Annotated in this window: 23 protein-coding genes; 19 read left to right on the plus strand and 4 right to left on the minus strand. The window is 45.3% G+C overall.

The genetic code is table 11. The annotated features are described in order from the left end of the window. The first annotated feature begins 294 nt into the window (after positions 1-294). From ABU165_RS23165 to ABU165_RS23190, 6 genes are all read left to right on the plus strand, one after another. Complete coding sequence (locus ABU165_RS23165; protein ID WP_022543828.1) at positions 295-426, plus strand: FbpB family small basic protein; 132 nt, start codon at positions 295-297, stop codon at positions 424-426. A 56-nt stretch (positions 427-482) separates the two neighbouring features. Further along, positions 483-626, plus strand: coding sequence for an acid-soluble spore protein N (locus tag ABU165_RS23170; RefSeq protein WP_009790921.1), 144 nt, complete (start codon positions 483-485; stop codon positions 624-626). 172 nt (positions 627-798) lie between these two features. Continuing rightward, positions 799-1,035, plus strand: coding sequence for a small acid-soluble spore protein Tlp (gene tlp, locus ABU165_RS23175; protein ID WP_009790922.1), 237 nt, complete (start codon positions 799-801; stop codon positions 1,033-1,035). A 158-nt stretch (positions 1,036-1,193) separates the two neighbouring features. Beyond that, complete coding sequence (locus ABU165_RS23180; protein WP_318060624.1) at positions 1,194-3,557, plus strand: AAA family ATPase; 2,364 nt, start codon at positions 1,194-1,196, stop codon at positions 3,555-3,557. Further along, positions 3,532-3,966: an acyl-CoA thioesterase gene (locus ABU165_RS23185; protein WP_009790924.1), complete on the plus strand. Its 435-nt coding sequence runs from the start codon at positions 3,532-3,534 to the stop codon at positions 3,964-3,966. Before ABU165_RS23180 ends, ABU165_RS23185 begins: the two co-directional genes overlap by 26 nt. An 8-nt stretch (positions 3,967-3,974) precedes the next feature. Beyond that, positions 3,975-4,265 carry a hypothetical protein gene (locus ABU165_RS23190; RefSeq protein WP_009790925.1) on the plus strand — a complete coding sequence of 97 codons (291 nt, stop codon included), beginning with the start codon at positions 3,975-3,977 and terminating at the stop codon, positions 4,263-4,265. Between the two features lie 40 nt (positions 4,266-4,305). Here the strand turns inward: ABU165_RS23190 and ABU165_RS23195 are convergent, their stop codons facing one another. Further along, positions 4,306-4,596, minus strand: a complete 291-nt coding sequence (locus tag ABU165_RS23195) for a HesB/YadR/YfhF family protein (protein WP_318060565.1) — start codon at positions 4,594-4,596, stop codon at positions 4,306-4,308. A gap of 236 nt (positions 4,597-4,832) precedes the next feature. Between ABU165_RS23195 and ABU165_RS23200 the strand changes: the two genes are divergently transcribed. Then, positions 4,833-5,093, plus strand: coding sequence for a hypothetical protein (locus ABU165_RS23200; RefSeq protein WP_035400921.1), 261 nt, complete (start codon positions 4,833-4,835; stop codon positions 5,091-5,093). A 479-nt stretch (positions 5,094-5,572) separates the two neighbouring features. On the opposite strand, the gene ABU165_RS23205 is transcribed toward ABU165_RS23200, so the two are convergent. Next, positions 5,573-6,709 (minus strand): two-component system sensor histidine kinase NtrB, encoded by a 1,137-nt coding sequence (locus ABU165_RS23205; RefSeq protein ID WP_318060564.1) that lies wholly within the window; start codon positions 6,707-6,709, stop codon positions 5,573-5,575. 321 nt (positions 6,710-7,030) lie between these two features. Next, complete coding sequence (gene plsY, locus ABU165_RS23210; protein WP_009790933.1) at positions 7,031-7,618, minus strand: glycerol-3-phosphate 1-O-acyltransferase PlsY; 588 nt, start codon at positions 7,616-7,618, stop codon at positions 7,031-7,033. Between the two features lie 259 nt (positions 7,619-7,877). Between plsY and ABU165_RS23215 the strand changes: the two genes are divergently transcribed. Next, positions 7,878-8,135 carry a type B 50S ribosomal protein L31 gene (locus ABU165_RS23215; RefSeq protein ID WP_094769241.1) on the plus strand — a complete coding sequence of 86 codons (258 nt, stop codon included), beginning with the start codon at positions 7,878-7,880 and terminating at the stop codon, positions 8,133-8,135. A 54-nt stretch (positions 8,136-8,189) separates the two neighbouring features. Here the strand turns inward: ABU165_RS23215 and ABU165_RS23220 are convergent, their stop codons facing one another. Further along, entirely contained in the window at positions 8,190-8,669 is a 480-nt protein-coding gene (locus ABU165_RS23220) for a DinB family protein (RefSeq protein ID WP_022543831.1), read from the minus strand. Between the two features lie 198 nt (positions 8,670-8,867). On the opposite strand from ABU165_RS23220, the gene ABU165_RS23225 reads away from it, so the two are divergent. From ABU165_RS23225 to ABU165_RS23275, 11 genes are all read left to right on the plus strand, one after another. Continuing rightward, on the plus strand, positions 8,868-9,188 hold the full coding sequence (locus tag ABU165_RS23225) for a DUF3243 domain-containing protein (RefSeq protein ID WP_009790936.1): 321 nt from the start codon (positions 8,868-8,870) through the stop codon (positions 9,186-9,188). 134 nt (positions 9,189-9,322) lie between these two features. Beyond that, on the plus strand, positions 9,323-10,759 hold the full coding sequence (locus ABU165_RS23230) for a phospholipase D family protein (RefSeq protein ID WP_318060563.1): 1,437 nt from the start codon (positions 9,323-9,325) through the stop codon (positions 10,757-10,759). Between the two features lie 214 nt (positions 10,760-10,973). After that, positions 10,974-12,692, plus strand: coding sequence for a glycosyl hydrolase family 18 protein (locus ABU165_RS23235; protein WP_318060562.1), 1,719 nt, complete (start codon positions 10,974-10,976; stop codon positions 12,690-12,692). A gap of 96 nt (positions 12,693-12,788) precedes the next feature. After that, positions 12,789-14,090, plus strand: coding sequence for a purine/pyrimidine permease (locus ABU165_RS23240; RefSeq protein WP_009790939.1), 1,302 nt, complete (start codon positions 12,789-12,791; stop codon positions 14,088-14,090). 108 nt (positions 14,091-14,198) lie between these two features. Further along, complete coding sequence (locus ABU165_RS23245) at positions 14,199-15,062, plus strand: GNAT family N-acetyltransferase (RefSeq protein ID WP_318060561.1); 864 nt, start codon at positions 14,199-14,201, stop codon at positions 15,060-15,062. Positions 15,063-15,257: 195 nt separating this feature from the next. Then, complete coding sequence (locus ABU165_RS23250; protein WP_094769245.1) at positions 15,258-15,671, plus strand: CoA-binding protein; 414 nt, start codon at positions 15,258-15,260, stop codon at positions 15,669-15,671. Between the two features lie 349 nt (positions 15,672-16,020). Further along, the gene (gene parE / locus ABU165_RS23255; RefSeq protein WP_022543834.1) at positions 16,021-18,000 is read left to right on the plus strand and encodes a DNA topoisomerase IV subunit B; all 1,980 of its coding nucleotides are present in this window, start codon (positions 16,021-16,023) and stop codon (positions 17,998-18,000) included. After that, complete coding sequence (gene parC / locus ABU165_RS23260; protein ID WP_129612239.1) at positions 17,997-20,429, plus strand: DNA topoisomerase IV subunit A; 2,433 nt, start codon at positions 17,997-17,999, stop codon at positions 20,427-20,429. Before parE ends, parC begins: the two co-directional genes overlap by 4 nt. A gap of 242 nt (positions 20,430-20,671) precedes the next feature. Further along, positions 20,672-22,117, plus strand: a complete 1,446-nt coding sequence (locus tag ABU165_RS23265; RefSeq protein WP_009793910.1) for an alanine/glycine:cation symporter family protein — start codon at positions 20,672-20,674, stop codon at positions 22,115-22,117. Positions 22,118-22,384: 267 nt separating this feature from the next. Continuing rightward, a complete protein-coding gene (locus ABU165_RS23270) occupies positions 22,385-23,155 on the plus strand; it encodes a hypothetical protein (RefSeq protein WP_318060560.1) in 771 nt (256 codons plus the stop codon). A gap of 77 nt (positions 23,156-23,232) precedes the next feature. Then, a complete protein-coding gene (locus ABU165_RS23275) occupies positions 23,233-23,709 on the plus strand; it encodes a staygreen family protein (RefSeq protein WP_318060559.1) in 477 nt (158 codons plus the stop codon). The last annotated feature ends 90 nt before the right edge of the window (positions 23,710-23,799 follow it).

A 23,799-nucleotide genomic window follows, 5' to 3' on the forward strand; every position in this document is an offset into this window, starting at 1 on the left:
AGTACACGAAATGGCCGCAAGAAGGCCAGTCATGTATGCCAACAGTTTCCCGAAGTACACGAAATGGCTGTGAAAAAGCCAGTCATGCATCTAAACAGGTCCCCGGGATACATGGCATTGCCGCGAGAAGCTAGTCATGTAACCCACTTCTAAAAAATTCCTAAATAACCACAAGTCTTAAGCAAATATCCTACAACTACTCCCTTTTACTTTAAATTTTCAAAAAGTTGTAATAATTACAGGATTTTTTGGGCATATTAACTGTTAGAATAGGAAATAAGGAAGGTGAAAGAAATGAGAAAACCTAGAAAACAGACATTTGCAGAGCTTGTCCTTGAAAACAAGCGCCAGCTTCTGAAAGATCAGGCTGCCATAGATCGCATTGAAGTAAGGCTTGAAGAAAAACGTATGGGCAAAGCTGAATAAATTCCCATTCGTAACTCCCCCTCTTAAGGAGATATTAAAAGGGAGGAGGGATAAGCATGGGCAATCCGAAAAAAGACAGCAGCCAGTTTGTGCCGAACCATATAGGAACCAAATCAAGAGGATTCGGCGGCAACAAAGGCAAGAAGATGCAGGATACATCAGGAAAGCACGCACAGGTCATTCAAACTAAAGGCGAATAGATGATAAATCACAGCCGTCCCTAATCAAGGGCGGCTGTTTGTATGATCACTTATTTATCTTTAAGTGCATGTTTATGCCTCCCCTTTTACCCACTCATTTCCTACATGAAAAAACAACATATTCCGTAAACTAATCAGGCAACAATCCACTACCGCCAAGGAGGGTTACGTAATGGCACATAACAGGCCAAATCCCGATGACAGAAGCGATAACGTTGAGAAGCTGCAATCAATGATCGTCCATACAATTGAGAATATGCAGGAAGCAGAGGCTTCTATGGAGTTCGCAAACGAAGAAGACAAAAAGCGCATCGAAGCTAAGAACGAGCGCCGCCGGGACAGCCTGGATGCTTTCCGGTCAGAGGTAAAGGACGAATATCGGGCGCAGCAGGAAAACGGATTAGAATAGTAAAGCCATCGGCCCGGGATATCCACCAGAACCCGGGCCCTTTCCATATCCGTAACAGCACGGCAGAATGCTTAGTACATACAAAAATATATGGTAAAATAATAGCGGACGCGAAAAGCGGAGAGTAAATAATTTTTGTAAAAGAAGATGTGATAGTGATGAACCAAAGGAAACAACATGCTTCCCCAATCTCCGCCCGTATTGCGGAATGGGAAAAAGAGTACAGCGAGAACGGATATATATCCAATGAAGGCAGATTGTTAAGCCTGCTGAAGGAAATAGACACTGATGAAGATTCTGGATCTGTTTCTGCAATCCTTACACTTGCCGCTCTTTCAAGGCTTGGCAGGAATAAAGATGACAGCCTTGCCGCTGCCTGGATGGACAAAGCTTTAGAGCTGGATCCGCAAAATGGACAGGCCCGGAGATTTATGGCCCAGAGGGATTGGAAGAAGCATCGTGAGCTTCTTGACATGCTCGTATTTCCCTCTATCAGGGAAACCGACAACCGGACAGCAAAGCGGAAAATTGCTGAGCAGTATATCAGTATCTGCCGCAGCTTTCTCGATGCATCTGAAGAAGAGAAGGAAAGATTATCAGGCAAAAGGGAAGTGTCAGAGGAACTGACAGACCAGAAGTTCCAAGATATATACGCCAGCCTGATCAGCCTGCTTGAATCGGCTGCTGATGAAACAGCTTTGCTGCTCAAGGCTGCTGAAGAGTATGAAGAATCGATTTCAGGGGTTTTCCATACAGCAACCCATGTTAACGACATGAAAAAGCATATAGACAGAATTGCCGGTCTGAAAGAAGAGTGGCATGCATTATTCCAGACTGAAGAAGAAGTAACTGAAGAAATCAGTGCACTTGAAAGCCTTAATAGTATGATCGGCATGGAAAAAGTAAAAAGCCGGGTGAATGATTTCTATAAATTCCTGAAGTACCAGAAGAAAAGAAAGCAGCTCGGCTTCCAGATCAAAGATGAAATGAGCCTCCATATGATCCTGACGGGCAACCCCGGAACAGGAAAAACGACACTCGCAAGGCTGCTTGCAAAAATTTATCATGAACTTGGCGTCCTGCCGCGGGAAGAAGTGGTAGAAGCAGACCGCTCCCAGCTTGTAGGCGCATATGTCGGGCAGACAGAGGAAAATGTCCGCTCTGCTGTTGAGAGGTCTCTCGGCGGCGTGCTTTTCATCGACGAAGCATACAGCCTGAAACGGGAAGGCCAGACAGGGAATGATTATGGCCAGACAGCGATTGATACTTTGGTCTCGATGATGACTGGGTCAGAGTATGGCGGCAAGTTTGCAGTGATCCTGGCAGGGTATCCGGAAGAAATGCGGCAGTTTCTTGATGCCAATCCCGGGCTCAGAAGCCGCTTCCCTCAATCCAACCAGCTTCATCTTCCAGATTATACAGAAGAAGAGCTGGTGGAAATCGCTGACAGAATAGCAAAGGATAATGATTATATCCTTACTGATGAAGCAAAATCAGAGCTTAAAGGCAGACTTGAGAAGGAAAAGGTGGATGACACTTTCGGAAATGCACGGACAGCCAAAAATATCGTCCTCGACGCCATTTTTGAAAAAGGGGCGCAATCCGAAGCTACTGACCATCTGCTTCCTTATACACTGCTTGAAAAGGATGACTTCATACTTCACCAGGATGATGGCACAAGAAGAAATCCTGAGAAGCAGCTGGAAATGCTTGTCGGCCTAGAAAATATTAAAGAAGAAGTAGAATCGCTGATATCGTTTGTAAAAATGCAGCAGTACCGCCGTGGACAAAATCTCCCGTCAGTGCCTGTACAGCTTCATTCCGTATTCACCGGCAATCCCGGAACAGGTAAAACGACAGTGGCGAAGATTTATGCAGAGCTGCTTCATAAATGCGGGATGCTGAAAAGAGGGCATCTCATCGTTGCCGGCCGTTCCGACCTTGTTGCAGGCTATGTAGGACAAACAGCGATCAAGACAAAGAAGATCATCAGGGAAGCATTGGGCGGCGTACTCTTTATAGACGAAGCGTATGCCCTCTTAAGCGAATCGCCTGGTGACTTTGGGAAAGAAGCAATCGACACTCTGGTTGATGAAATGACAAAGCATAATGAAAACCTGGTTGTCGTACTTGCCGGCTATTCCAATGAAATGGAAAGGCTGCTGCAGAGCAACCCGGGGCTGAAATCCCGCTTTAAGAAGTTCTTTCATTTTAAAGACTATAATACAGAAGAACTTATCCAGATCATCAAGAACTACGCTGCTCAATACAAGTATGATTTGACGGATGGAGCTATCGCTTATCTGGATGAAGCATTGCCTGGCATAAAAGCTGGAGGCAACGGGCGCCTGGCAGCCAATCTGGCTGATGAATCCATTCAGTTCCAGGCCTTCAGGCTCATGGAGGGTGACGAAAGCCAATTGAAGGAGAATGCGTCCCTTCTTGAGAAAGAGGATTTTGAAAAGGCGGTAAAGAAAATCACAAAGGGGAATAAAGATGCTGATATCAACGAAAGAAATTGAAGTCCGATATGCGGAAACCGATCAAATGGGCGTGGTGTACCATGCCAATTATCTGGTCTGGATGGAGCTTGGACGCACCAGGCTGATTGAGGAGCTGGGCTTCAATTATGCAGAGCTTGAAAAAGACGGAATCATTTCTCCTGTTATTGATATTGCCGCTTCCTATAAAAAGCCTGTCAGATATGGTGAAAAAGCAGTCATCAGGACTTGGATCGAAGAGTATGATGGATTCCGTGTCACATACGGATATGAAATATTGACAGAGGGCGGTGAATTGTCTGTAGAAGGCATTTCCAAGCATGTTTGTGTGAAAAAAGAAAACTTCCGCCCCATTTCAATCAAACGGAAATATCCTGACTGGCACGAAGCTTATGAAAAAGCGAAAAAAGCACCTGAAGCTGCTGAGTAGGTGATCCAGTGGCATTTGGAATTGGAAAGAAAGAATTGAGAGAATGGAAAGAAAAAATTGATAAAGGGGAAATTGCCTTTCTGACTCATTACTGGCTGGATGACCGCTTCCCCGGCTGCAAAACAGTGACAAAGGTAGGCTGCAGCGATCTGGATAAGCTGAAAAGGTGGGGGCATTCCCATGGCCTTAAGCCGGAATGGATTGATATTAGAAAGGACGGTTATTCACATTTTGATTTGCTGGGTGACAGGCAAAAACAGATTCTTGCCAAAGAAGGAATCCGCAATCCCCTGGACTGAACTGAAAAAGAAGAAAGCAGCTGCTTAGAAAGGCAGCTGCTTACTCTTCATATTTGAATACAGGCTCATTTGCCTTGTGATTCATTTCTACATACAGATCTTGATCATTAAAAAACCAAAGATCTTTTTCTTCAATAAAAAATGCAATGCCGCCTTTTTCCGTTACTGCACCTGTATTAACAGGCTCTTCATTGGCAACTCCGAGAGAGAAACCCTGCTGAACGGTGCTGCATCCGCCATAGCGGGCAAAGAAACGGAGGTGGTCACCTTTTTCCAGTGAAAGTTCATCTTTGTACCATTGTGCGGCATCGTCATTTATATGTATGTTCATGTGAAGTCTCCTTTCCCGCAATCTGTTTTCCATAATCATTATAAAGGAGTATGCAGTGTAAAGCGAATAATTGAATCAGGCTGCCCAAGTGAAACAGGCCTATTTATACTTTATGTTTTTATTGCAAAAAATAACCCTTATCAGGGTAATTCGCACAAGCACTTTGATCGCACCAAGGCCGTTTGACAGGATGGACGGTCAGGGTAAAGAAAAAATAAAATGAAGGATGTGTCAGTTTGTCTCAATATCGATTAATGAATATGATCGGCATTTTTATTTTCGGAGGAATAGCGCTTCTTGTCGTACTGCAGACAGATAAAGCAGAAAAGGCCATTGAAGCAGGCGCTTTTGCCGCTGTCATGGCTGTCATTTATTTTGTTCTTGCTGCAATTTGCGAGAAAAACCGGAGCATTTTTATACCAGTTATCGGGGTGCTGGCAGTCTTGGCGGTCAGCATGATTTTTCTGCAGGGATTCTTCTTTGGATCGCATCATTAGAAGAAAACTGCCTGCATGCAGTTACAGTAAAAGGGGGTGGGACGATGTTTAAAATGACTGGTGCTGCAGCCGATAAGCTGCTGGATTCTGTTGAAAAGGAAAGAAAGACAGCGGAGGAGAAGCTGTATGTACGCCTTTCAATGGGAATCGGCTGAGGCGGCCCTCAGCTTAAGCTGTCTCTGGAAGAGCAGCCCATTACCGATGATAAAACTTTTGAATTCGGCGATCTGTCTATGTTGATTCATGAGAAGGATTTTGTCTATTTTGACCATACAAAACTTGATTATATAAAAGATGTATTTGGAAATGCCAAGTTCCAATTGATTAAGTTATAGCTTCTAATAGGCAGGTAAGCGGATGTCTCACGCGGGCATCCGCTTTTTTCGTCTCAACCATCATCGAGGCGGGCAATTCATCCGGCTTGTTGTTCGGTGCTTTCCACTGTATTTGAGAGTATTATTTTCAGGAACAGCCTTTTTTTAATTCCTTCTCTCAGGGATTATTTCCGGCTCTGCCAGTTTCTCTGCCTCCTCAGCTTCAATGGGGAGAATAACCTTCACAGCCGTTCCTTCTCCCGGCCTGCTTGATATATCAATGCTCCCGCCCAATTCCTCGACTATTTTCTTGCAGACTGACATGCCAATGCCTGTGCCGGTTTCTTTAGTCGTATAAAACGGCTCATAAATTCTTTGCAGTGTTTCTTCAGACATGCCGCAGCCATTATCCTGTATGGTAATGACAGCATGCTTGCTGCAGCATTCTACCTTTGCCTGTACAGAGCCGGCCATGCTTTGTATGGTCATTGCTTCCATTGCATTTTTGAACAGGTTGGAGAGCACCTGCTTGAGCTCACCGGGAACAGCTGCCATTGTTGGATCATTGGGTGAAGGTTCGAATAAAAGCAGGCTTCCCCTTAAAACGGCTTCGCTTTCGTAAAGCATGACAATCTCTTTGACAATCTGATTGATATGCACTTTTTTCATTTTGTTCTCGGAAGGTTTATTGGCATTCAGAAAACTGCCGATAATTTCGTTTGCCCGGCTGATCTCCCCTAAAGCAATACTGGCATATTCCTCTTTTCCGATTTCCCTGAGCTGCGGCTTGAGCAGCTGAAGGAAGCCTTTGACCGTCGTGAGCGGATTCCGGATTTCGTGAGCGATGCCAGCCGCCAGCTTTCCAAGATTAGCCTGAAATTCATAAGCGACTGCCATTTCCTGTACCTGTTCTGCAGTCTGTATAAGCTTTTCCTTTTTTTTCTTCAATGCTTTGGAAAAAACAGCCGCTTTTTCCTCGAATTCTGCCAGTACTTGCTCAATTTCCGCAGCCAATGGTTCAATCGGGAAGCAGAATATATGGATGGTTTCGTTGTCAGCTCCATCAGCCCGGTAAATGCGGAACCAGCCTTCTATAAAATGAAAATCAACATATTCTGCATTACTTCCAAGAAGGAATGCCTGAAGCTCCTGCGCATTCTGGCCGTCGGCAAGAAGTTCGGAAATATGCTTTTGGCAATGTTGCTGCTGGTTACCTGAGGCCGAGATGATGTATAAATCCCGGGATAAAATAAAATAGGGAAAAGGAAACGATTCTTGAGATAAAGAGTTTACGGGTATCACAATATACCCTCCTTAAAACGAGTAATGTATGCGTAATCCATCTTTTTAAGCCGCTCAGCAGTCAGGGGCCATAGCGTAATATATGAATCTTTTTCAGTATTATGTGCGGAATTTGAAAAAAAAGAAAGTTTTTAGTCGAAATGATGGATAATTATGACTTTTATACTATTATACAAAACTGGTATGTCCACTACAATAACGCACGATATTTTTCTTTTGCAGAACAGCTGTTTTATGGTGTTTTTTGGTTGCTTGATCAGCATTGGCAGAGGGGCTTGGGAGGAAAAAAATAAACGGCCTTCCAGCCGTTTATTTTTTGGTCTAAAGCCAGGAGATCTTTGGCTCTGTTTTATCTTTTATTCGTTTAATATTGGCCCTGTGCCTGTAGATGACAAAGAAGGCAAGGATGGATACAACTACAGTGAGCAGCGGATCCCATTCACCTACGAAAAGGGAATAAACCACAGCTGCCACGGCAGCCAGCATAGATGAAAGGGATACATATTTGGTTATGTATAAGCTGAGGAAAAAGATGGCCACGATTACTGCAAACATAAGCGGTGCACATGCAAGCAGCACTCCTCCGGATGTTGCCACTGCCTTTCCGCCTCTAAATCCGGCAAAAATAGGATACATATGGCCTATTACAGCAAATATGCCTGCTACAAGCCAATTAAAATCCGAGCCCAGGAAATAGGGAAGGAGAGCTGCCAGGGTCCCTTTTAAAATATCCGCAGTGGTAACAATGATGCCTGCCTTGACGCCAAGCGTCCTGAATGTATTTGTTCCGCCAAGATTGCCGCTGCCATGCTGGCGGATATCTGTCCCGTAAAATGCCTTTCCGATCCAGAGCCCGGAAGGAATCGATCCGAGCAAATAAGCCAGTACAATGATAATGCCTGCTGTCATAAATTCTCTCCTTTATTCAAAATCCGCGATTTCCGCCGTTATTTGGCGGGAATCGATTGCTTGTTCTGGTATCAAATCAAAGAGGATTAGCCAGGTCTTTATATTGTACCATGTTAGGCTAACTTAGCACCAGGTACTAATCAATGTTTATAGATATAGTACCCGGGAAAATGATAAATAGGTAAGAGTTGAGCAATAAAGTTGATAATCGTAATCGTTTCGATTACAATTAAATTATCCTATAAAAGAGGTGACTTCAATGAGACAGGATATTCATCCGGAATACAGGCAGGTAGTATTTATGGACGTGAACAGCGGCTATAAATTTTTAAGCGGCTCTACGAAGAAGACGAATGAAAAGATAGAATGGGAAGACGGCAACACTTATCCGCTGTTGAAGGTGGAGGTAAGCTCTGACACTCATCCGTTTTATACCGGCAAACAGAAATTTGCCGATAAAGGCGGCCGTGTAGACCGTTTTATGAAAAAATACAATATGGAAAACAAAGAAAAATAAAAAGCAGCCCGCAGGCTTCCCAGCCTGGCGGGCATTTTTTATGACAGAGAGTTCTCAGACTTGTTCTTTCCTATAGATCTGGTAAATCTTTTTAATTGCTTCCATATGGAGAGCTTCATGGTAAAAGCTGAAGAGAAAGGCTTCCCCTGCTGTATGGAACGTGATGCCGGCCTTATTAGTAAAAGGTTCTGGCAGTATTTCTTCCAGACGGCCAGGCATAAATTGAAGAATCCTTTCCTTTTGGTCTGCTAAGGCATCGGCAATCTCCTTCAGGCTCGGAGGCTCCTGCTCCCAAGAACGGGGGCTGGTTCCCGCGCTAAAAAGCTCTTCATAAGAAGCCGGCAGTCCTGATTTTTCGTTAAGCAGTAAGAATGCAATTTTTTCCTGAATATAGACGATATGGCCGAAGTTCCAGCGGATGCTGTTATTGAAGCCTTCTGGAATAAAATCAGCTGCATTTTCCGGTATGCGCTTGAGCGAACTTTCTGTAATAAGCTTCACCGTCTCCATATGTTTGAAAATGAGATGTTCCATATCCCGCCTCCTATTTTCTTTTTCGGGCAGCAGCCTTAAGAGTTTTTTGTACCGCCGGTCATCTATCAATAAATATACGCTTCTATCACAATATATTTCAAGAATCTTTCAATATGCTTTTCTGTGTTTCGCATAGACCAAATCGGGTATCTATAGAACAGAAGCAACAATTACTATAATTTAAAGGAGAGATGATTAATGGAACATACTAACGGTTCAGCAGAAACAAACAGCAAAGTAGAAAACAAACTGGAAAACATGGGCTCTGAGAAAAAAGACGAAATTCTATCAAGCTTTGAAGGCTTCAAGGATTATTTAGGCGGCAAGGTCTCACTCGGCAAGAAAATGGGGCTGAATGAAGAGCAGCTGGCAAATGCTGCGCAAAAGGTAGGCGACTACCTGGCGAAGAAGGAAGAGCCTCGCAACAGGGAGGAAAAGCTGCTTCAGGAGCTGTGGAAGTCCGGCAACGAAGAAGAGCAGCATGCCCTTTCCCATCTGCTGGTTAAGCTGGTAGGCTAATTATAAAATAAACAGGAGCAAAGCAATCCATGCTTTGCTCTTTTTTTATGGATGGCCGCTTGGTTTCTATTTATGGAAAAACGGTTATTATATAGGCATTCAGCTGCTTGGCAGATAAAATGGGAGGAACGGATATGGGGCCGCTAAAAGAGAAAAAAATATGGGTTCCGGCTGTGGTGCTGCTTTTGATCATATACAGCGTTACAGTCATTTACCATACAAATAAAAAACTGCCTGAAGGGTTGTCTTATGAAGGGAAAGTCCATCAGGTTGGTGATTTGCAGCTGCTGACGGATTTATCATACGAAGACAAGAAAGGAAAGAGGCAGCATGAACAGGAGATTTTTGAAAGGATGCAGGAGGCTATTGAAGAAGCGGAGGAATATATCGTTATGGATATGTTCCTGTACAGCGGCTATTACGACAAAGAGGAAAAGTTTCCTCCGCTTAGCCAGAATATAACCGACAGACTGATCATGAAGAAGAAGCAAAATCCCGAAATGCCAATAATCGTCATTACAGATAAAATCAATACTACATATGGGTCCCATAGAGCACCTGAGCTGGAGGAGCTGAAAAAGAACGGCATAGAGGTGGTTATGACGAAGTTAGAGCCGCTGCGCGATTCCAACCCGCTCTATTCAGGTTTCTGGCGGATGTTTTTGCAGTGGTTTGGACAGGACGGCAAAGGCTGGCTGCCCAATCCGCTTGCCAATACTGCACCTGATGTAACAGCGCGGTCATATCTTGATCTGCTGAACATCAAGGCTAATCACCGCAAAGTCTTCGTGTCCGAGAAGACTGCCATCGTTTCCTCGGGAAACCCCCATGATGCAAGCGGCTATCATTCAAATATTGCTTTTGAAGGAAGCGGCAGCTTCATAGGGGACTTACTTCAAACAGAACAGGCTGTCATTGATTATTCCGGCTATGATATTCAGCTGCCAAAGTACCAGCAGCAGGATGCAAAGGAAGACGGACCTGTCAGCCTTCAGGTCTTGACAGAAGGGAAGATTCTCAAACATATCCTTCAAGAAATAGATGAAAGCCGGAAAGGAGATATCATATGGCTTGGCATGTTCTATCTTGCCGACCGGGATGTTATTGGAGGCCTGGAGGAAGCGGCAGACCGCGGAGTGCAGATCAATCTCGTATTCGACCCGAATCAGAATGCATTTGGCTCGGAAAAGACAGGTCTTCCGAATATTCCGGTTGCTTCTGAGCTTGAAAAACTCGGTAAAGAAAATATCTCCATCCGCTGGTACAATACAGATGAGGAGCAGTACCATCCGAAGCTGATGTTCATCCAAAAGAAAACTGACAGTGTGTTGATTGGCGGTTCAGCCAATTTTACAAAAAGGAATCTGGATGATTTGAATCTCGAAACAGATATGAAGATAGCAGCCCCCAATGACACGCCGGTCATGAAGGATGCTGATGCCTATTTCAAAAGGATATGGGAGAATGAAGATGGCATCTATACGCTCGACTATGCTACCCAGGAAGAGCTTCCTGTGTTCAGATATATCGTTTACAGCCTTCAAAAGATGCTTGGTTTTACCACTTATTAGAAAAATAGCCAGTTCCCTCAAAAAACCTTCCGGCACGCTTAGCCTGGAAGGTTTTTTAATGTGCCATTAGCAAAATGCTTTGAAACTTTTTGCCTTTTCCAATCGTTAAAATTAAAGAGTGCTGCAAGAAAAAACAGGCAGGATATTTTAACAGATTCGTCCTTCCCTTTGCTGCATAGATTCGTTACGATAGTATCCGGGAGGAATTTATTTTATGGCCAATATTCAACTTAATAGAAAGCCGGCAAAGAAAAGGGGCCTCGCTGCAGGAGTTGTTCTCGTGCTGCTGGCTGTTATTTCCGGCATCATATTTTGGCTTTACCCCTTTGCATCACCAGTTAAAGAAGATTATTTCTCAGGGGAGAACCCGATCATCTTCGAAGGAAAACAGGAAGGAAATGCCTGGACTGATAACGGAAATGTCTATCTGCCACTGTCATTACTCCAGGAAAAGCTGGATGATTCCATCGTATTTGATGAGCGCTCTCAATCTATTATCCTGACTACCAAAAATAAAGTCGTCCAAATGCCGACGGATGCCTTGTCTTATTATGTAAACAGCAAGCCGGTCGAACTGCAGCTGCCTGCAGCAATGAATAAGTCAGGCGGCCTGTATATTTCAATCGAAGAAATCAGGCGTTATTACCCTCTTGCTTATACAGTGCTCGAGGACACAGGTGCAATTTGGATACAAAAGGACGGCGAGACGGTGCAGAAGGCAATCATCCGTGATCAGGACATCAGCAAGGAAAGGCTGCGGTTAAGGACAGAACCTGATCTTCAATCACCGTATACAGCTGATGCCGAGGCGAATGAGGAGCTGTATATTGAAGAGACAAAAGGAGAATACTATTTTGCAAGAAAAAGTGACGGAAGAGCAGGATATATAAAAAAAGAGTATGTTATAAAAGGTGAACAAACAGAAGTGTCTGTAAAAGTAGAGGAATACAAACCTGAATTGAAGAAAATCGACGGCCCGATCCATCTGACATGGGAAGCGGTTTATTCGAAAAATCCCGATCATGCTGCCCTTCCCTCTATGCCAGGCGTCAATGTTGTTTCCCCCACGTGGTTCGAGCTTGCAGGTGAGGATGGATCTGTAAAAAATCTGGGCTCAGGAGATTATGTGAAATGGGCTCATGGCCGCGGCTATCAGGTCTGGGGCCTGTTTTCCAATGCTTTTGACGCGGAATTGACCCATCAGACATTCAAGGATTTTGAAACAAGGCAAAAAATCATCCGCTCGCTTCTGCACTACAGCCAAATTTATAAGCTGGACGGCATCAATCTTGATATTGAAAATGTAAACCAGGAAGATGGACCGCTGGTGACCCAGTTTGTCCGGGAAGCGACGCCTTATTTTCATCAGGCAGGACTGACGGTTTCAATGGATATCACCTTCATCTCTTCAAGCGGAAACTGGTCAGCCTTCTACGAAAGAGATAAGCTGGCAGGGATAGTCGATTATTTGGCGGTAATGGCGTACGATGAGCACTGGGCTACTTCTCCGGTTGCCGGAAGTGTTGCAAGCCTTCCTTGGGTGGAAAGCAATCTTCAGGCATTGCTTGAAGTGGTGCCGAAAGAAAAGCTTATACTGGGCGTTCCTCTCTATGCCAGGCTGTGGGAGGAAAAAGATGAAGGGGGCATCTCCTCGGAGGCACTGACTATGGAGCAAGTGAAAGAGTGGCTTACTGAAACGGGAGCCGTACCGGTATATGATGAAGCATCAGGGCAAAACTATGCAGAATATTATTCCGTCAAAGATAAGGCAACCTATAAAATCTGGCTTGAGGATGAAATGTCCTTGAGGAAAAGAGCTGAGATAGCAGATCGCCATGGACTGGCCGGAGTCGGCAGCTGGTCCAGGTATTTTGCGGATCAGTCAGCATGGCTGGCCCTTTCACCTGGTACGGGCCAGGCTGCAAAAAAGTAAGAAGTCTCCAAAAACAGCATTATATACTTTATAATAGGAAATGGCCGAAACAGGGCCATTTCCTTTTTAATTTTATTTACGATTGGAGTCTTTTTCATGAAAGTTGGTTTTTCAGCGCTGCAATGGATGCTATTCATGGTTGCCGGGACGATCGTCGCACCTATAGCCATTGCCGATCTATTCGGATTGAATCCAGCCGAGGCAGCGGGCCTCGTCCAGCGCACTATTTTTGTACTGGGGATATCAAGCCTCCTTCAGGGGTTCTTCGGGCACAGACTGCCTATAAACGAAGGGCCAGCAGGACTCTGGTGGGGAGTGTTTGCCATATACGCAGGGCTAAGCGCCTCATTGTTTTCTTCAGCAGGTGAAACTCTGCAGGCATTGGAGGGAGCGATGCTTGTCTCAGGCGCTGTCTTCATCCTCCTTAGCATCTTTAAACTCATCGACCGGCTTGCGCTGCTGTTTACACCGGTTGTATCAGGAGTCTATCTGCTGCTGCTGATCCTGCAGCTCAGCGGGTCCTTTTTTAATGGCATGCTCGGAATCGGGTATCGCAGGGAAGGCGTCGACCTGCCTGTATTCTTTTTCTGTCTGGCGCTCGTCATCGCTGCGTTTTACTTGTCCAAACACAGAATCAGGGTGGTCAGTCAATATTCCATTCTGATCAGCCTTGTTGGCGGCTGGCTGCTGTTTTCTCTATTCGGACTGTCAAAGGAAGTGTCGTTATCGGGAGGCAGTGTGGTCTCCATGCCGGAACTGTTCGCTTTCGGCCCGCCGAAGTTTGATGCGGGAATGACCGTGACTGCCGTCTTTGTGACACTTCTTTTGCTTACCAATATGATTGCAAGCATCCGCGTCGCTGACGAGGTGCTGAAGAAAGAAGGAGCAATAACCCCTTCTCCTCGGTTCAAGGCTTCAGGCTTTGTGTCAGGGGTCAACCAGCTGCTTGGCGGTGTTTTCTCAGCAATCGGACCTGTGCCGATCTCAGGCTCAGCCGGGTTCATTGCTACGACAAAAATTACTAAGCTCCTCCCATTCATGATTGGGGCGGCAATCATCACGGCAGCAAGCTTTTTTCCTGCCCTGATGTCTTTCTTTGCATCACTCCCGGCTCCTGTAGGCTATTCAGTCACTTTTGTAGTGTTTGCCAATATGGCAGGCATTGCATTCGGAGAGCTGGACAAAGAAACGGAAACCGGCCGGGTCCGGCTTGTGGCGGGCATTGCGCTCCTTGCAGGTGTGGGTGCTATGTTTGTGCCGCCTGAGGCTTTTAAAGGGGTTTCCCCGCTTATTACTTCATTCTTGAATAATGGATTAATATTCGGTTCTGTTATAGCCATAGCAGCCGATCAGCTTACAAAAAGGGTTTACGGCGGGCAGTCTGGGGAAAGCCGCTAAAAGCCCGGTGGCAGGTGCTCTTGGGCACCTGCCATTAATTTAATATCATGGACTTTATTTTTTGAATAATGTTAAAATTATAGCAAATATACATAAGGAATTGATACAATGCAGAAAACGATGCTAACGAAAGAAGACATACTTGAACTTGCTGACTATGCGGCAGCAAAAAACAGCCGCCAGGATTCATTTATTGGCTATCTGGGTACAGAGGCGCAGGATATTGCAGAAGATCTGTCAGACATTTTTAAGGATGCAGATTCCGCCTGCTTTATCCATAGAGAGGATTCCTCAGAAATCACCGGTTTCCTCGGGGTGGATGCCGATTTGGAAAGAGGTGTCGGAGAATTATGGGGGCCATTTGCAGAGCCTCACAGCTGGGAGGACTCTGCTGCATATCTGATGTCATTAGCGGAAGAATATTTTGGGAACACGCTGAACCAATGGCATCTCTTTATTGGCCGGAAAAATGAACGATGCAGATTGTTTGCTGAGAAGAAAGGCTTCAAACTTGCTTCATCTCAGATGTTCATGGAGCTTACTCTCGAAGATGCAGTGGGCGGAGAACCGGCATCTTTTTTGCGGAAGGAGTTCTTTGCCGATTTTACCCTTCTTCATGATTCACTGTTTCCAGCCACCTATTATTCCGGCAGCGAGGTGCTCGAAAAAATCGATGATGAACATCTTATTTTTGCCCTAGCTAAGAACAGCGGATTGTCAGGCTATCTATACGCGGAACTGGACTCAGAAGAAAAGGCTGCGAGCATTGAATTTATGGGCGTTTCCCTTGTTGAGAGAAGAAAAGGCACGGGAGCAAGGCTTATTCTTATGGCAGCAAAGAAGCTGAGGGAAAGCGGGATTGAAAGGATAAAATTGTGCGTCGACAGCGCCAACGAAAAGGCAATTTCACTCTATAAGAAAATGGGCTTTAAAGAAACAAACACCCTTCTGTTTTATAAAAGGCAGTGTTGATTCAGCTCATTACTGAGTAACTCTTGCTCAACACATATTTATAAAAAGCAACAAATCCTTGATGAAACAAAGCCGGAAGCATATCCTGCATTTTCACTTCGTAAAGACCTGACAGGTTTCGGACTCATCCCTTCAGGTTATAGGAATACTGGCGAACATAAAAGGAATATGAAATAATAAGGAGTGGTGAAAAGAATGGCAATTGAAAATCCGAGCCGGGAAGAAATCGGCAAAATACTTAAAAAAGCGAAGAAGGTGGCTGTTGTCGGCCTGAGCGGGAATCCGGACAGGACTTCTTATATGGTGTCGAAAGCAATGCAGGATGCAGGGTATACCATTATTCCGGTCAATCCGGGCGAAGAAGAAATCCTTGGTGAAAAGGCTGTCGGTTCACTGAAGGAAATAGAGGGGCATATTGATATCGTAAATATTTTCAGGCGTTCAGAATATCTGCCTGATCTTGCAAGGGAATTTGATGAAATAGATGCGGATGTTTTTTGGGCCCAGCTGGGTGTTGCTAATCAGGAAGCCTATGACTTTTTGAAGGACAAAGGCTACACAGTCATTATGGATCGCTGTATCAAAGTAGAGCATGCTATGACAAAATGACGAAAATTGGAACCTAAAGCACACTAATACATCTGCTATTAGTGTGCTTTCATTTGCGGGGAAAGTAGGCTCGAAAGGATTCGTCTGCTCTTTGGCAGCATCTGTGTCATCAATTCTTAATCTAAAAAAATCCAGAACTCATTTGCCAAAACCAAATAAATAGATACAATTAAGCATAGACGTCTTTTGAAAATATGGTAAACTTAAACATAGAACACTTGTTCCTATACCGGTATTTCTGTGCCGGGGACAAGGATTATCATGTGAAAAGGCGAATACTTATAGTGATGTTCGACAACATAGATACAAAGGCAAGACGGTTGTGTGCAGCAATGAAAGGGGTATGTTTGTGGCAACAAATCAGCAGGCATTTGATTATAATGATGATGCCATACAGGTACTAGAAGGGCTGGAAGCAGTTAGAAAACGCCCTGGGATGTACATTGGAAGCACCGATGCGAGAGGTTTGCACCATCTCGTATATGAAATAGTAGATAACTCAGTGGATGAAGCACTTGCAGGCTATGGAGACCACATTATCGTCAAAATACATAAAGATAACTCCATCAGCGTGCAGGATAAAGGCCGGGGCATGCCAACAGGTATGCATAAGCTCGGCAAACCTACACCTGAAATCATTTTGACTGTGCTCCATGCAGGAGGCAAGTTCGGCCAGGGAGGATATAAGACGAGCGGCGGGCTCCACGGCGTCGGCGCCTCAGTCGTGAACGCGCTCTCAGAATGGCTCGTCGTCAAAATCCGCAGGAATGGGTTCGTATATGAGCAGCGGTTCGAAAATGGCGGCAAGCCCGCGACTACGCTCGAGAAGGTCGGAAAAACGAATCAGTCGGGAACAGTGATCCATTTTAAGCCTGATCCAGCGATTTTTTCGACAACTGTCTATAACTACGAGACTCTTTGCGAACGCCTCCGGGAGTCCGCATTCCTGATGAAAGGCATGAAAATTGAACTGATTGATGAAAGGCACGATGCCCGTGACCTGTTCCATTTCGAAACAGGCATCGAAGCTTTTGTTGAATATCTGAACGAGGAAAAAGACGTTCTGCATCCTGTTGTCAGCTTTGAAGGAGAGCATAATCAGATCGAAGTCGATTTTGCTTTCCAATTTAATGACGGATATTCTGAGAATGTCCTTTCCTTTGTCAATAATGTCCGTACAAAGGACGGCGGAACACACGAAGCCGGAAGCAAAACAGCAATGACCAGGGTCTTCAATGAGTACGCACGCAAAGTTGGACTGCTGAAGGAAAAAGATAAAAATCTTGACGGCTCTGATATCAGGGAAGGCTTTTCTGCAATCATTTCTGTAAGGGTTCCGGAAGAGCTCCTTCAGTTTGAAGGACAGACAAAAGGGAAGCTGGGCACCAGTGAAGCCCGTTCTGCCGTTGATGCTGTCGTGAGTGAGCATCTGTCCTATTTCCTTGAAGAGAACCCTAATATCAGCTCTCTGCTCATAAAAAAAGCCATCAAAGCCTATCAGGCAAGAGAAGCGGCGCGCAAGGCAAGAGAAGAAGCGCGCGGCGGCAAGAAAAGGAAGCGCTCGGAAGCGGTCCTTTCCGGAAAGCTGACGCCGGCGCAATCCCGCAATCCCCAGAAGAATGAATTGTACCTTGTAGAGGGAGACTCTGCCGGCGGTTCAGCAAAGCAAGGCCGGGACAGACGCTTCCAGGCGGTCCTGCCGCTCAGGGGTAAAGTCATCAATACTGAAAAAGCTAAGCTTCAGGACATTTTTAAGAACGAGGAAATCAACACGATCATCCATGCCATCGGTGCAGGGGTGGGGGCGGATTTCAATGTGGAAGATGTCAACTATGAGAAAGTTGTAATCATGACTGATGCCGATACAGACGGCGCGCATATTCAAGTGCTGCTGCTTACATTCTTCTATCGGTATATGAAGCCTCTCATCGAAGCAGGCAAGGTGTTCATTGCCCTGCCTCCGCTGTACAAAGTGAGCAAAGGGATCGGAAAAAAAGAAAAGATCGAGTATGCCTGGAGCGACGATGAGCTGCAGGGTGCCATGAAAAAGATCGGCAAAGGCTATATGATCCAGCGCTACAAAGGTCTTGGCGAAATGAATGCCGACCAGCTGTGGGAAACGACCATGGATCCGGAATCAAGGACGCTGATCAGGGTCAGGATCGATGATGCTGCAAGAGCGGAAAGAAGGGTTACGACCTTGATGGGAGATAAGGTCGAGCCGAGAAGAAAATGGATTGAAACAAATGTTGCCTTTGGCCTTGAAGAAGACGGCAGCATTCTTGAAAATGAAAATATCTCGGTTGCAGAGGAGGCGGCTGATCTATGAGTTCAGCGGAAAAATTCCGGGATCTACCCCTCGAGGATGTTCTCGGCGACCGATTTGGGCGTTATAGTAAATATATTATCCAGGACAGGGCCCTCCCGGATGTCAGGGACGGGCTGAAGCCGGTACAGCGGCGCATCCTGTATGCGATGCATGTAGAAGGCAATACAAATGAAAAAGGGTTCCGGAAATCTGCCAAAACGGTAGGGAATGTGATCGGCAACTACCATCCGCACGGAGATTCTTCAGTATATGATGCTATGGTGCGGATGAGCCAGGACTGGAAGGTAAGAAATTTCCTTGTTGAAATGCATGGGAATAACGGAAGCATCGACGGAGACCCACCAGCAGCCATGCGTTATACAGAAGCAAGGCTGTCGGCAATTTCATCAGAGCTTCTGCGGGATATTGAAAAGCATACAGTCGACTTCATCCCCAACTTTGATGATACTTCCAGTGAACCGACTGTACTTCCAGCCATGTTCCCGAACCTGCTGGTCAATGGATCGACCGGAATTTCAGCTGGTTATGCAACGGAAATCCCCCCGCATCATCTAGGGGAAATTATTGACGGCGTCATCATGCGCATGGACAAACCGGATTGTACAGTTGATGAGCTTATGGAGGTTATCAAAGGGCCTGATTTCCCGACCGGGGGAACCATCCAGGGTGCTGAAGGCATCAAGAAGGCCTATGAGACCGGGAAAGGCAAAATCATCATCCGCGGCAAATCAGAGGTTGAAGACATCCGCGGCGGCAGGCAGCAGATAGTCATCACAGAAATTCCGTTCGAAGTTAACAAAGCAAATCTGGTCAAGAAGATTGATGAGCTTAAAATGGACAGGAAAGTGGAAGGCATCAGCGAAGTCAGGGATGAAACCGACCGGACAGGCTTGAGGATCGTTATTGAGCTTAAGAAGGATGCAGACGCTGCAGGTGTCTTAAACTATCTTTATAAAAATACGGATCTTCAAATTCCATACAACTTCAATATGGTCGCGATTTCAAACCGCCATCCAAAGCTGCTCGGGCTGCGGGAAATGCTTGATGCTTATATCGGGCATCAGAAAGAAGTGGTTACGCGGAGGTCCCAGTACGAGCTGAAAAAGGCACAGGACCGCCAGCATATCGTGGAAGGCCTTATGAAGGCACTGTCGATTCTTGATGAAGTCATCGCCGCTATCCGTGCTTCAAAGGATAAACGCGATGCAAAGGATAACCTGATCAGCCAGTTCGGTTTCACAGAGCCTCAGGCTGAAGCGATTGTATCCCTTCAGCTGTACCGGTTGACGAATACAGACATTACTGCACTGCGGGCGGAAGCGGAAGAGCTTGCCCAAAAGGTAGCAGAGCTGCTTAGCATCCTTCAGAGCGAGAAAAAGCTTCTGAGCGTGATTAAAAAGGATCTCAAAGATGTGAAGAAAAGATTTGCGGACGCGCGGCGTTCTGTAATCGAAGCTGAAATCGAAGAGATTAAAATCAATCTCGAAGTGCTTATCGCAAGTGAAGATGTCATCGTTACCGTTACAAACGAAGGCTATGTCAAAAGGACAAGCCAGCGATCCTTTGCCGCATCAAACGGACAGGATTTCGGCATGAAGGATTCTGACAGGCTTATGTCAAAACTTGATATGAACACTACAGATGTCCTTCTTGTCTTTACGGACAAAGGAAGCTATATGTATCTGCCTGTCCATGAACTTCCGGATATACGCTGGAAAGATCTTGGGCAGCATGTTGCCAATCTGGTGCCGATTGACCGGACTGAATCCATCATCGGGGCTATTCCGGTTAAAGATTTTGAGGCCGAAGCCTATTTGATGTTTATCACGAAGAATGGCATGGTGAAGAAATCGGAGCTGAAAAATTATAAAGCACAGCGATATTCAAAGCCGCTTGTAGCCGTTAATCTTAAAAATGATGATGTCGTGACTGATGTTTTCCTTACTGACGGCAAGCAGGATCTAATGCTTGCAACTTCTATGGGATATGCACTTTGGTTCCCTGAAGAGGAAGTCAGCGTCGTAGGGGCGCGTGCCGCCGGTGTGAAGGGAATCAATCTGAAGGACGGCGATTATGTGGTAAGCGGAAAGCTTGTCAGCAATGTCAAAGAGGAAGCTGTTGTCATTGCAACCCAGCGCGGTGCCATCAAAAAGATGAAGCTTGCTGAGTTTGAAAGAACTTCCCGTGCCAAACGAGGACTAGTGATGCTGCGGGAACTAAAAGCAAACCCTCACAGAGTTGTCGGAATGGTGCTGGCAAAAAATCATGACAAGATTTTTATTGAATCAGAAAAAGGCGTTATCGAGCAAGTGTCAGCCTCTGACCTCCGCTTTAATGACCGCTATTCGAACGGATCATTCATTCTTGACGAATCTGACAGCGGAAAAGCGAAAAAGATGTGGCAAGAAGCAGCTGATACTAACGGATGATTGATGAAAAGCCCCTGTTAAACAGACAGGGGCTTTTTGCTTAGAAAAAAGATAAAAGCAGGTAAGAAGACCTGTTTTGTTATTTTACTATAAGGGTATAGATATTACGTTTACATAAATTATTCTGTCAGCAAGGACATGAAAGCATTTTCATCTTGTCCGCCAGCAAAACTTCTGATAGATTTAAGGGAGTTACTATTTTAAGATAACAATTTTCTGACAGACAGCCAAGGGGGAAACGAATGGAGACTTTTGTGAACGAGTTCCAGGAATATGTTGGCCTGGTAAATGATTTTGTATGGACATATATTTTGATAGCAGGTTTGATTCTGCTGGGATTGTATTTCAGCTTCAAGACTAAATTTGTGCAGCTGAGATACTTCAAGGAAATGTTCAGGATTCTCGGCGATAAGTCGATGGTTTCTGCAGAAGGCAAGAGGGGAATCTCTTCATTCCAGGCTTTCAGCATAAGTGCTGCTTCACGCATTGGCACGGGCAATATGGCCGGCGTCGCTACAGCCATTGCAGGGGGAGGCCCGGGTGCGGTATTCTGGATGTGGCTTATCGCCTTTCTTGGAGCGGCTTCCAGCTTTGTAGAGAGCACGCTTGCCCAGATTTATAAAGTAAAAGATAAAGACGGATTCCGCGGAGGTCCGGCCTACTATATGGAAAAAGGCTTAAACAAGCGCTGGATGGGTATATTGTTCGCGGTTATCATCACCTTCTGTTTTGGACTGGTATTCAACTCTGTTCAGTCCAATACCATCTCGCTTGCATTTAATCAGTCCTTCGGGATCAGCAGATTGTGGATCGGCATCGTGCTGGCAGTGTTTACGGCTGTCATCATCTTTGGAGGGGTCAAACGGATTGCCCATGTATCACAAGTGCTTGTACCGGTCATGGCTGTACTCTACCTGATTCTTGCGATTGTGATCCTGATGATGAATGTTACTGAAATACCGGCTATGTTCGGTTTGATCATTGAAAGTGCATTCGGCTTCAGGGAAGCAGCCGGGGGTGCCATGGGTGCTGCCGTCATGATGGGCATCAAGCGGGGGCTCTTCTCCAATGAAGCGGGTATGGGGAGCGCGCCGAATGCTGCTGCCACAGCAGCTGTTACCCATCCGGCAAAACAGGGTCTTATCCAGACTCTTGGGGTATTCGTGGATACAATCCTGATTTGTTCAGCAACTGCTTTTATCATCCTTTTGTCAGGCGATTATACAGGAACGAACCTGACTGGGATTGAGCTTACACAATCAGCCCTGGCAACGCATATAGGCTCATGGGCAAGCTATTTTGTGGCAATCGCGATCCTATTGTTCGCATTCAGCTCTGTTATCGGCAACTATTATTATGGTGAAACGAATATTGAATTCATTAAAGAAAGCAAGACTGCTCTCTTTGTCTACCGCCTGGCTGTGATCGGAATGGTCATTTTCGGTGCAGCAGTCGATCTTGAAGTTGTATGGGGACTTGCCGACCTGTTCATGGGCATCATGGCCATCATCAACCTGATTGCCATCACCATGCTTGGCAAAATAGCATTTGCTGCACTGAAGGACTACAAAACTCAGCGCAGGGAAGGAAAAGATCCTGTCTTCTATTCTGACAGCATCCCGGGATTAAAGAACATAGAATACTGGGAAACGAAAGAGCAGGCTTTAAAGAAGAAAAAACTGAACTAATGAAAATGGCTTCCCTGAGCAGGGAGGCCATTTTTTTATAGGCAGAGAAGGATTTTGCCGTATTGAGGAATAATCTTTGCCTCTACGTTTGATAAAGCTGAATCAAATCCGTTAGGGTAAATAGCGACGCCACATGGAAGCGAAGTGCCTGGAGTACAGATCAACAGCCTCAATTAAAAAGCATAAAAAAATCGTCTTTGAACGGGTACATAGATTTCCCAAATCTGGACATAATACGAATAAAATTGTTCGGAAAGGGCGGTTTTTATGAGAAGGGAACTATTGTTCGCATTCGCTGCGTTTTTCTTCATGTCAGTTTCAGCTATAACAGGTGCTTATGCAGTTGAACAGGCTGACAAGGCAGAAACGGTCGAGAAGAAGAAGGAAGATATAACCGGGGATGGAGAAAAAGATACTATTTATATAAAAGGAATTCCATATGAAGAAGGGGCTGCTTTTTTAAAGGAAGTCTATGTGATCATTGAGGCTTCAAATGGCCAGACATACCGGATTGATTTAGAAGGCGGATATGAACCTTCTGTAAAGTTCAGCGATTTGAACCATGACGGAGTAAAGGATCTGTTCGCAACAGTTCCTACTGGGGGCAGCGGCGGGCTCTCCAACTACTATTTGTATACGTTAAAAGACTTCAAGCTCGAGGATTTGACTGTTCCTGAACCTTTGGCTATCGAGAGTGAATTCAAGGATGGCTATAAAGCCTCAATTACCATTCCTGCGACAGGCCAATCTTATACTTTTGATTTAACAGAGAGAAAAGACGACTATGAACTCCTGGGACTCTACCATAACGGCAAATTGAATGAGCCGGCAGAACTGATGGTCGATCCTTTTGGGACACTTATCCCAATCATGCTTGATAATGGTAAGCATGGCTTAAAGGGTGTGCAGCAAATCAGCGGGGCGTATCACGCTGATTCGATAGCATTTGCTGAATCCTCATGGATATATGAAAATGGCAGCTGGAAATTGCTTGAAACCAAGCTGTATGAGACAGGCAGGGGGCATAAAAAGAGATAGGCTTTTGTCACCCTTGTGAGACTAACTTCATATGTTATAGCAAGAATAACTTCTTTCCGAAGGGAGAGCAGCTTGCTATGAGTCAATTTAATCCTCAGAAACTAAGTGTCAGGTATCTGGCTCCGGCAACAGAGCAGAAGCCTGTCGATGCTAGGAAATATACACTTACACATTCAGATCAGACTGGTGAACTGTTTCTTAGCATCGGTTGCGTTTATGATTACAGCAGCGTAAATAAAAAATTCAGGGATGAAGTTCTGGCTGAGTGGCTGCCGCAGATGGGGCAATATGTTCTTAAGGCAGCAGTATATGTGAGCGGGGGAGAGTTTGACGAAAAAACTTCGAAGATGCGGTATATGATATTCCAGCGGGAAATGGATTTAGCGCTGAAAGCAATCATTTACGGAGACAGGAGCTTTTTCACAAGCTATCCATGGCTGCTGGATTCACCAATTTATGTGCAGTTTGAGTCCGTATTTCCGCAGTTCAGCAAGATCATTTACTATGGAACGCCAAGGCAGTATTTAAATAGTTTACAGCAGCCGGTTATCTGAAAAATGACACGGGAACAAGCTCCAGGCATTGACCGGGGCTTGTTTTGCATATACGGAGGCAGAGCATGGGATTGAGTGGAATATAAAAAT

The sequence above is a fragment of the Cytobacillus sp. T106 genome (genome assembly GCF_040492155.1).
Lineage (GTDB): Bacteria > Bacillota > Bacilli > Bacillales > Cytobacillaceae > Bacillus_AB > Bacillus_AB infantis.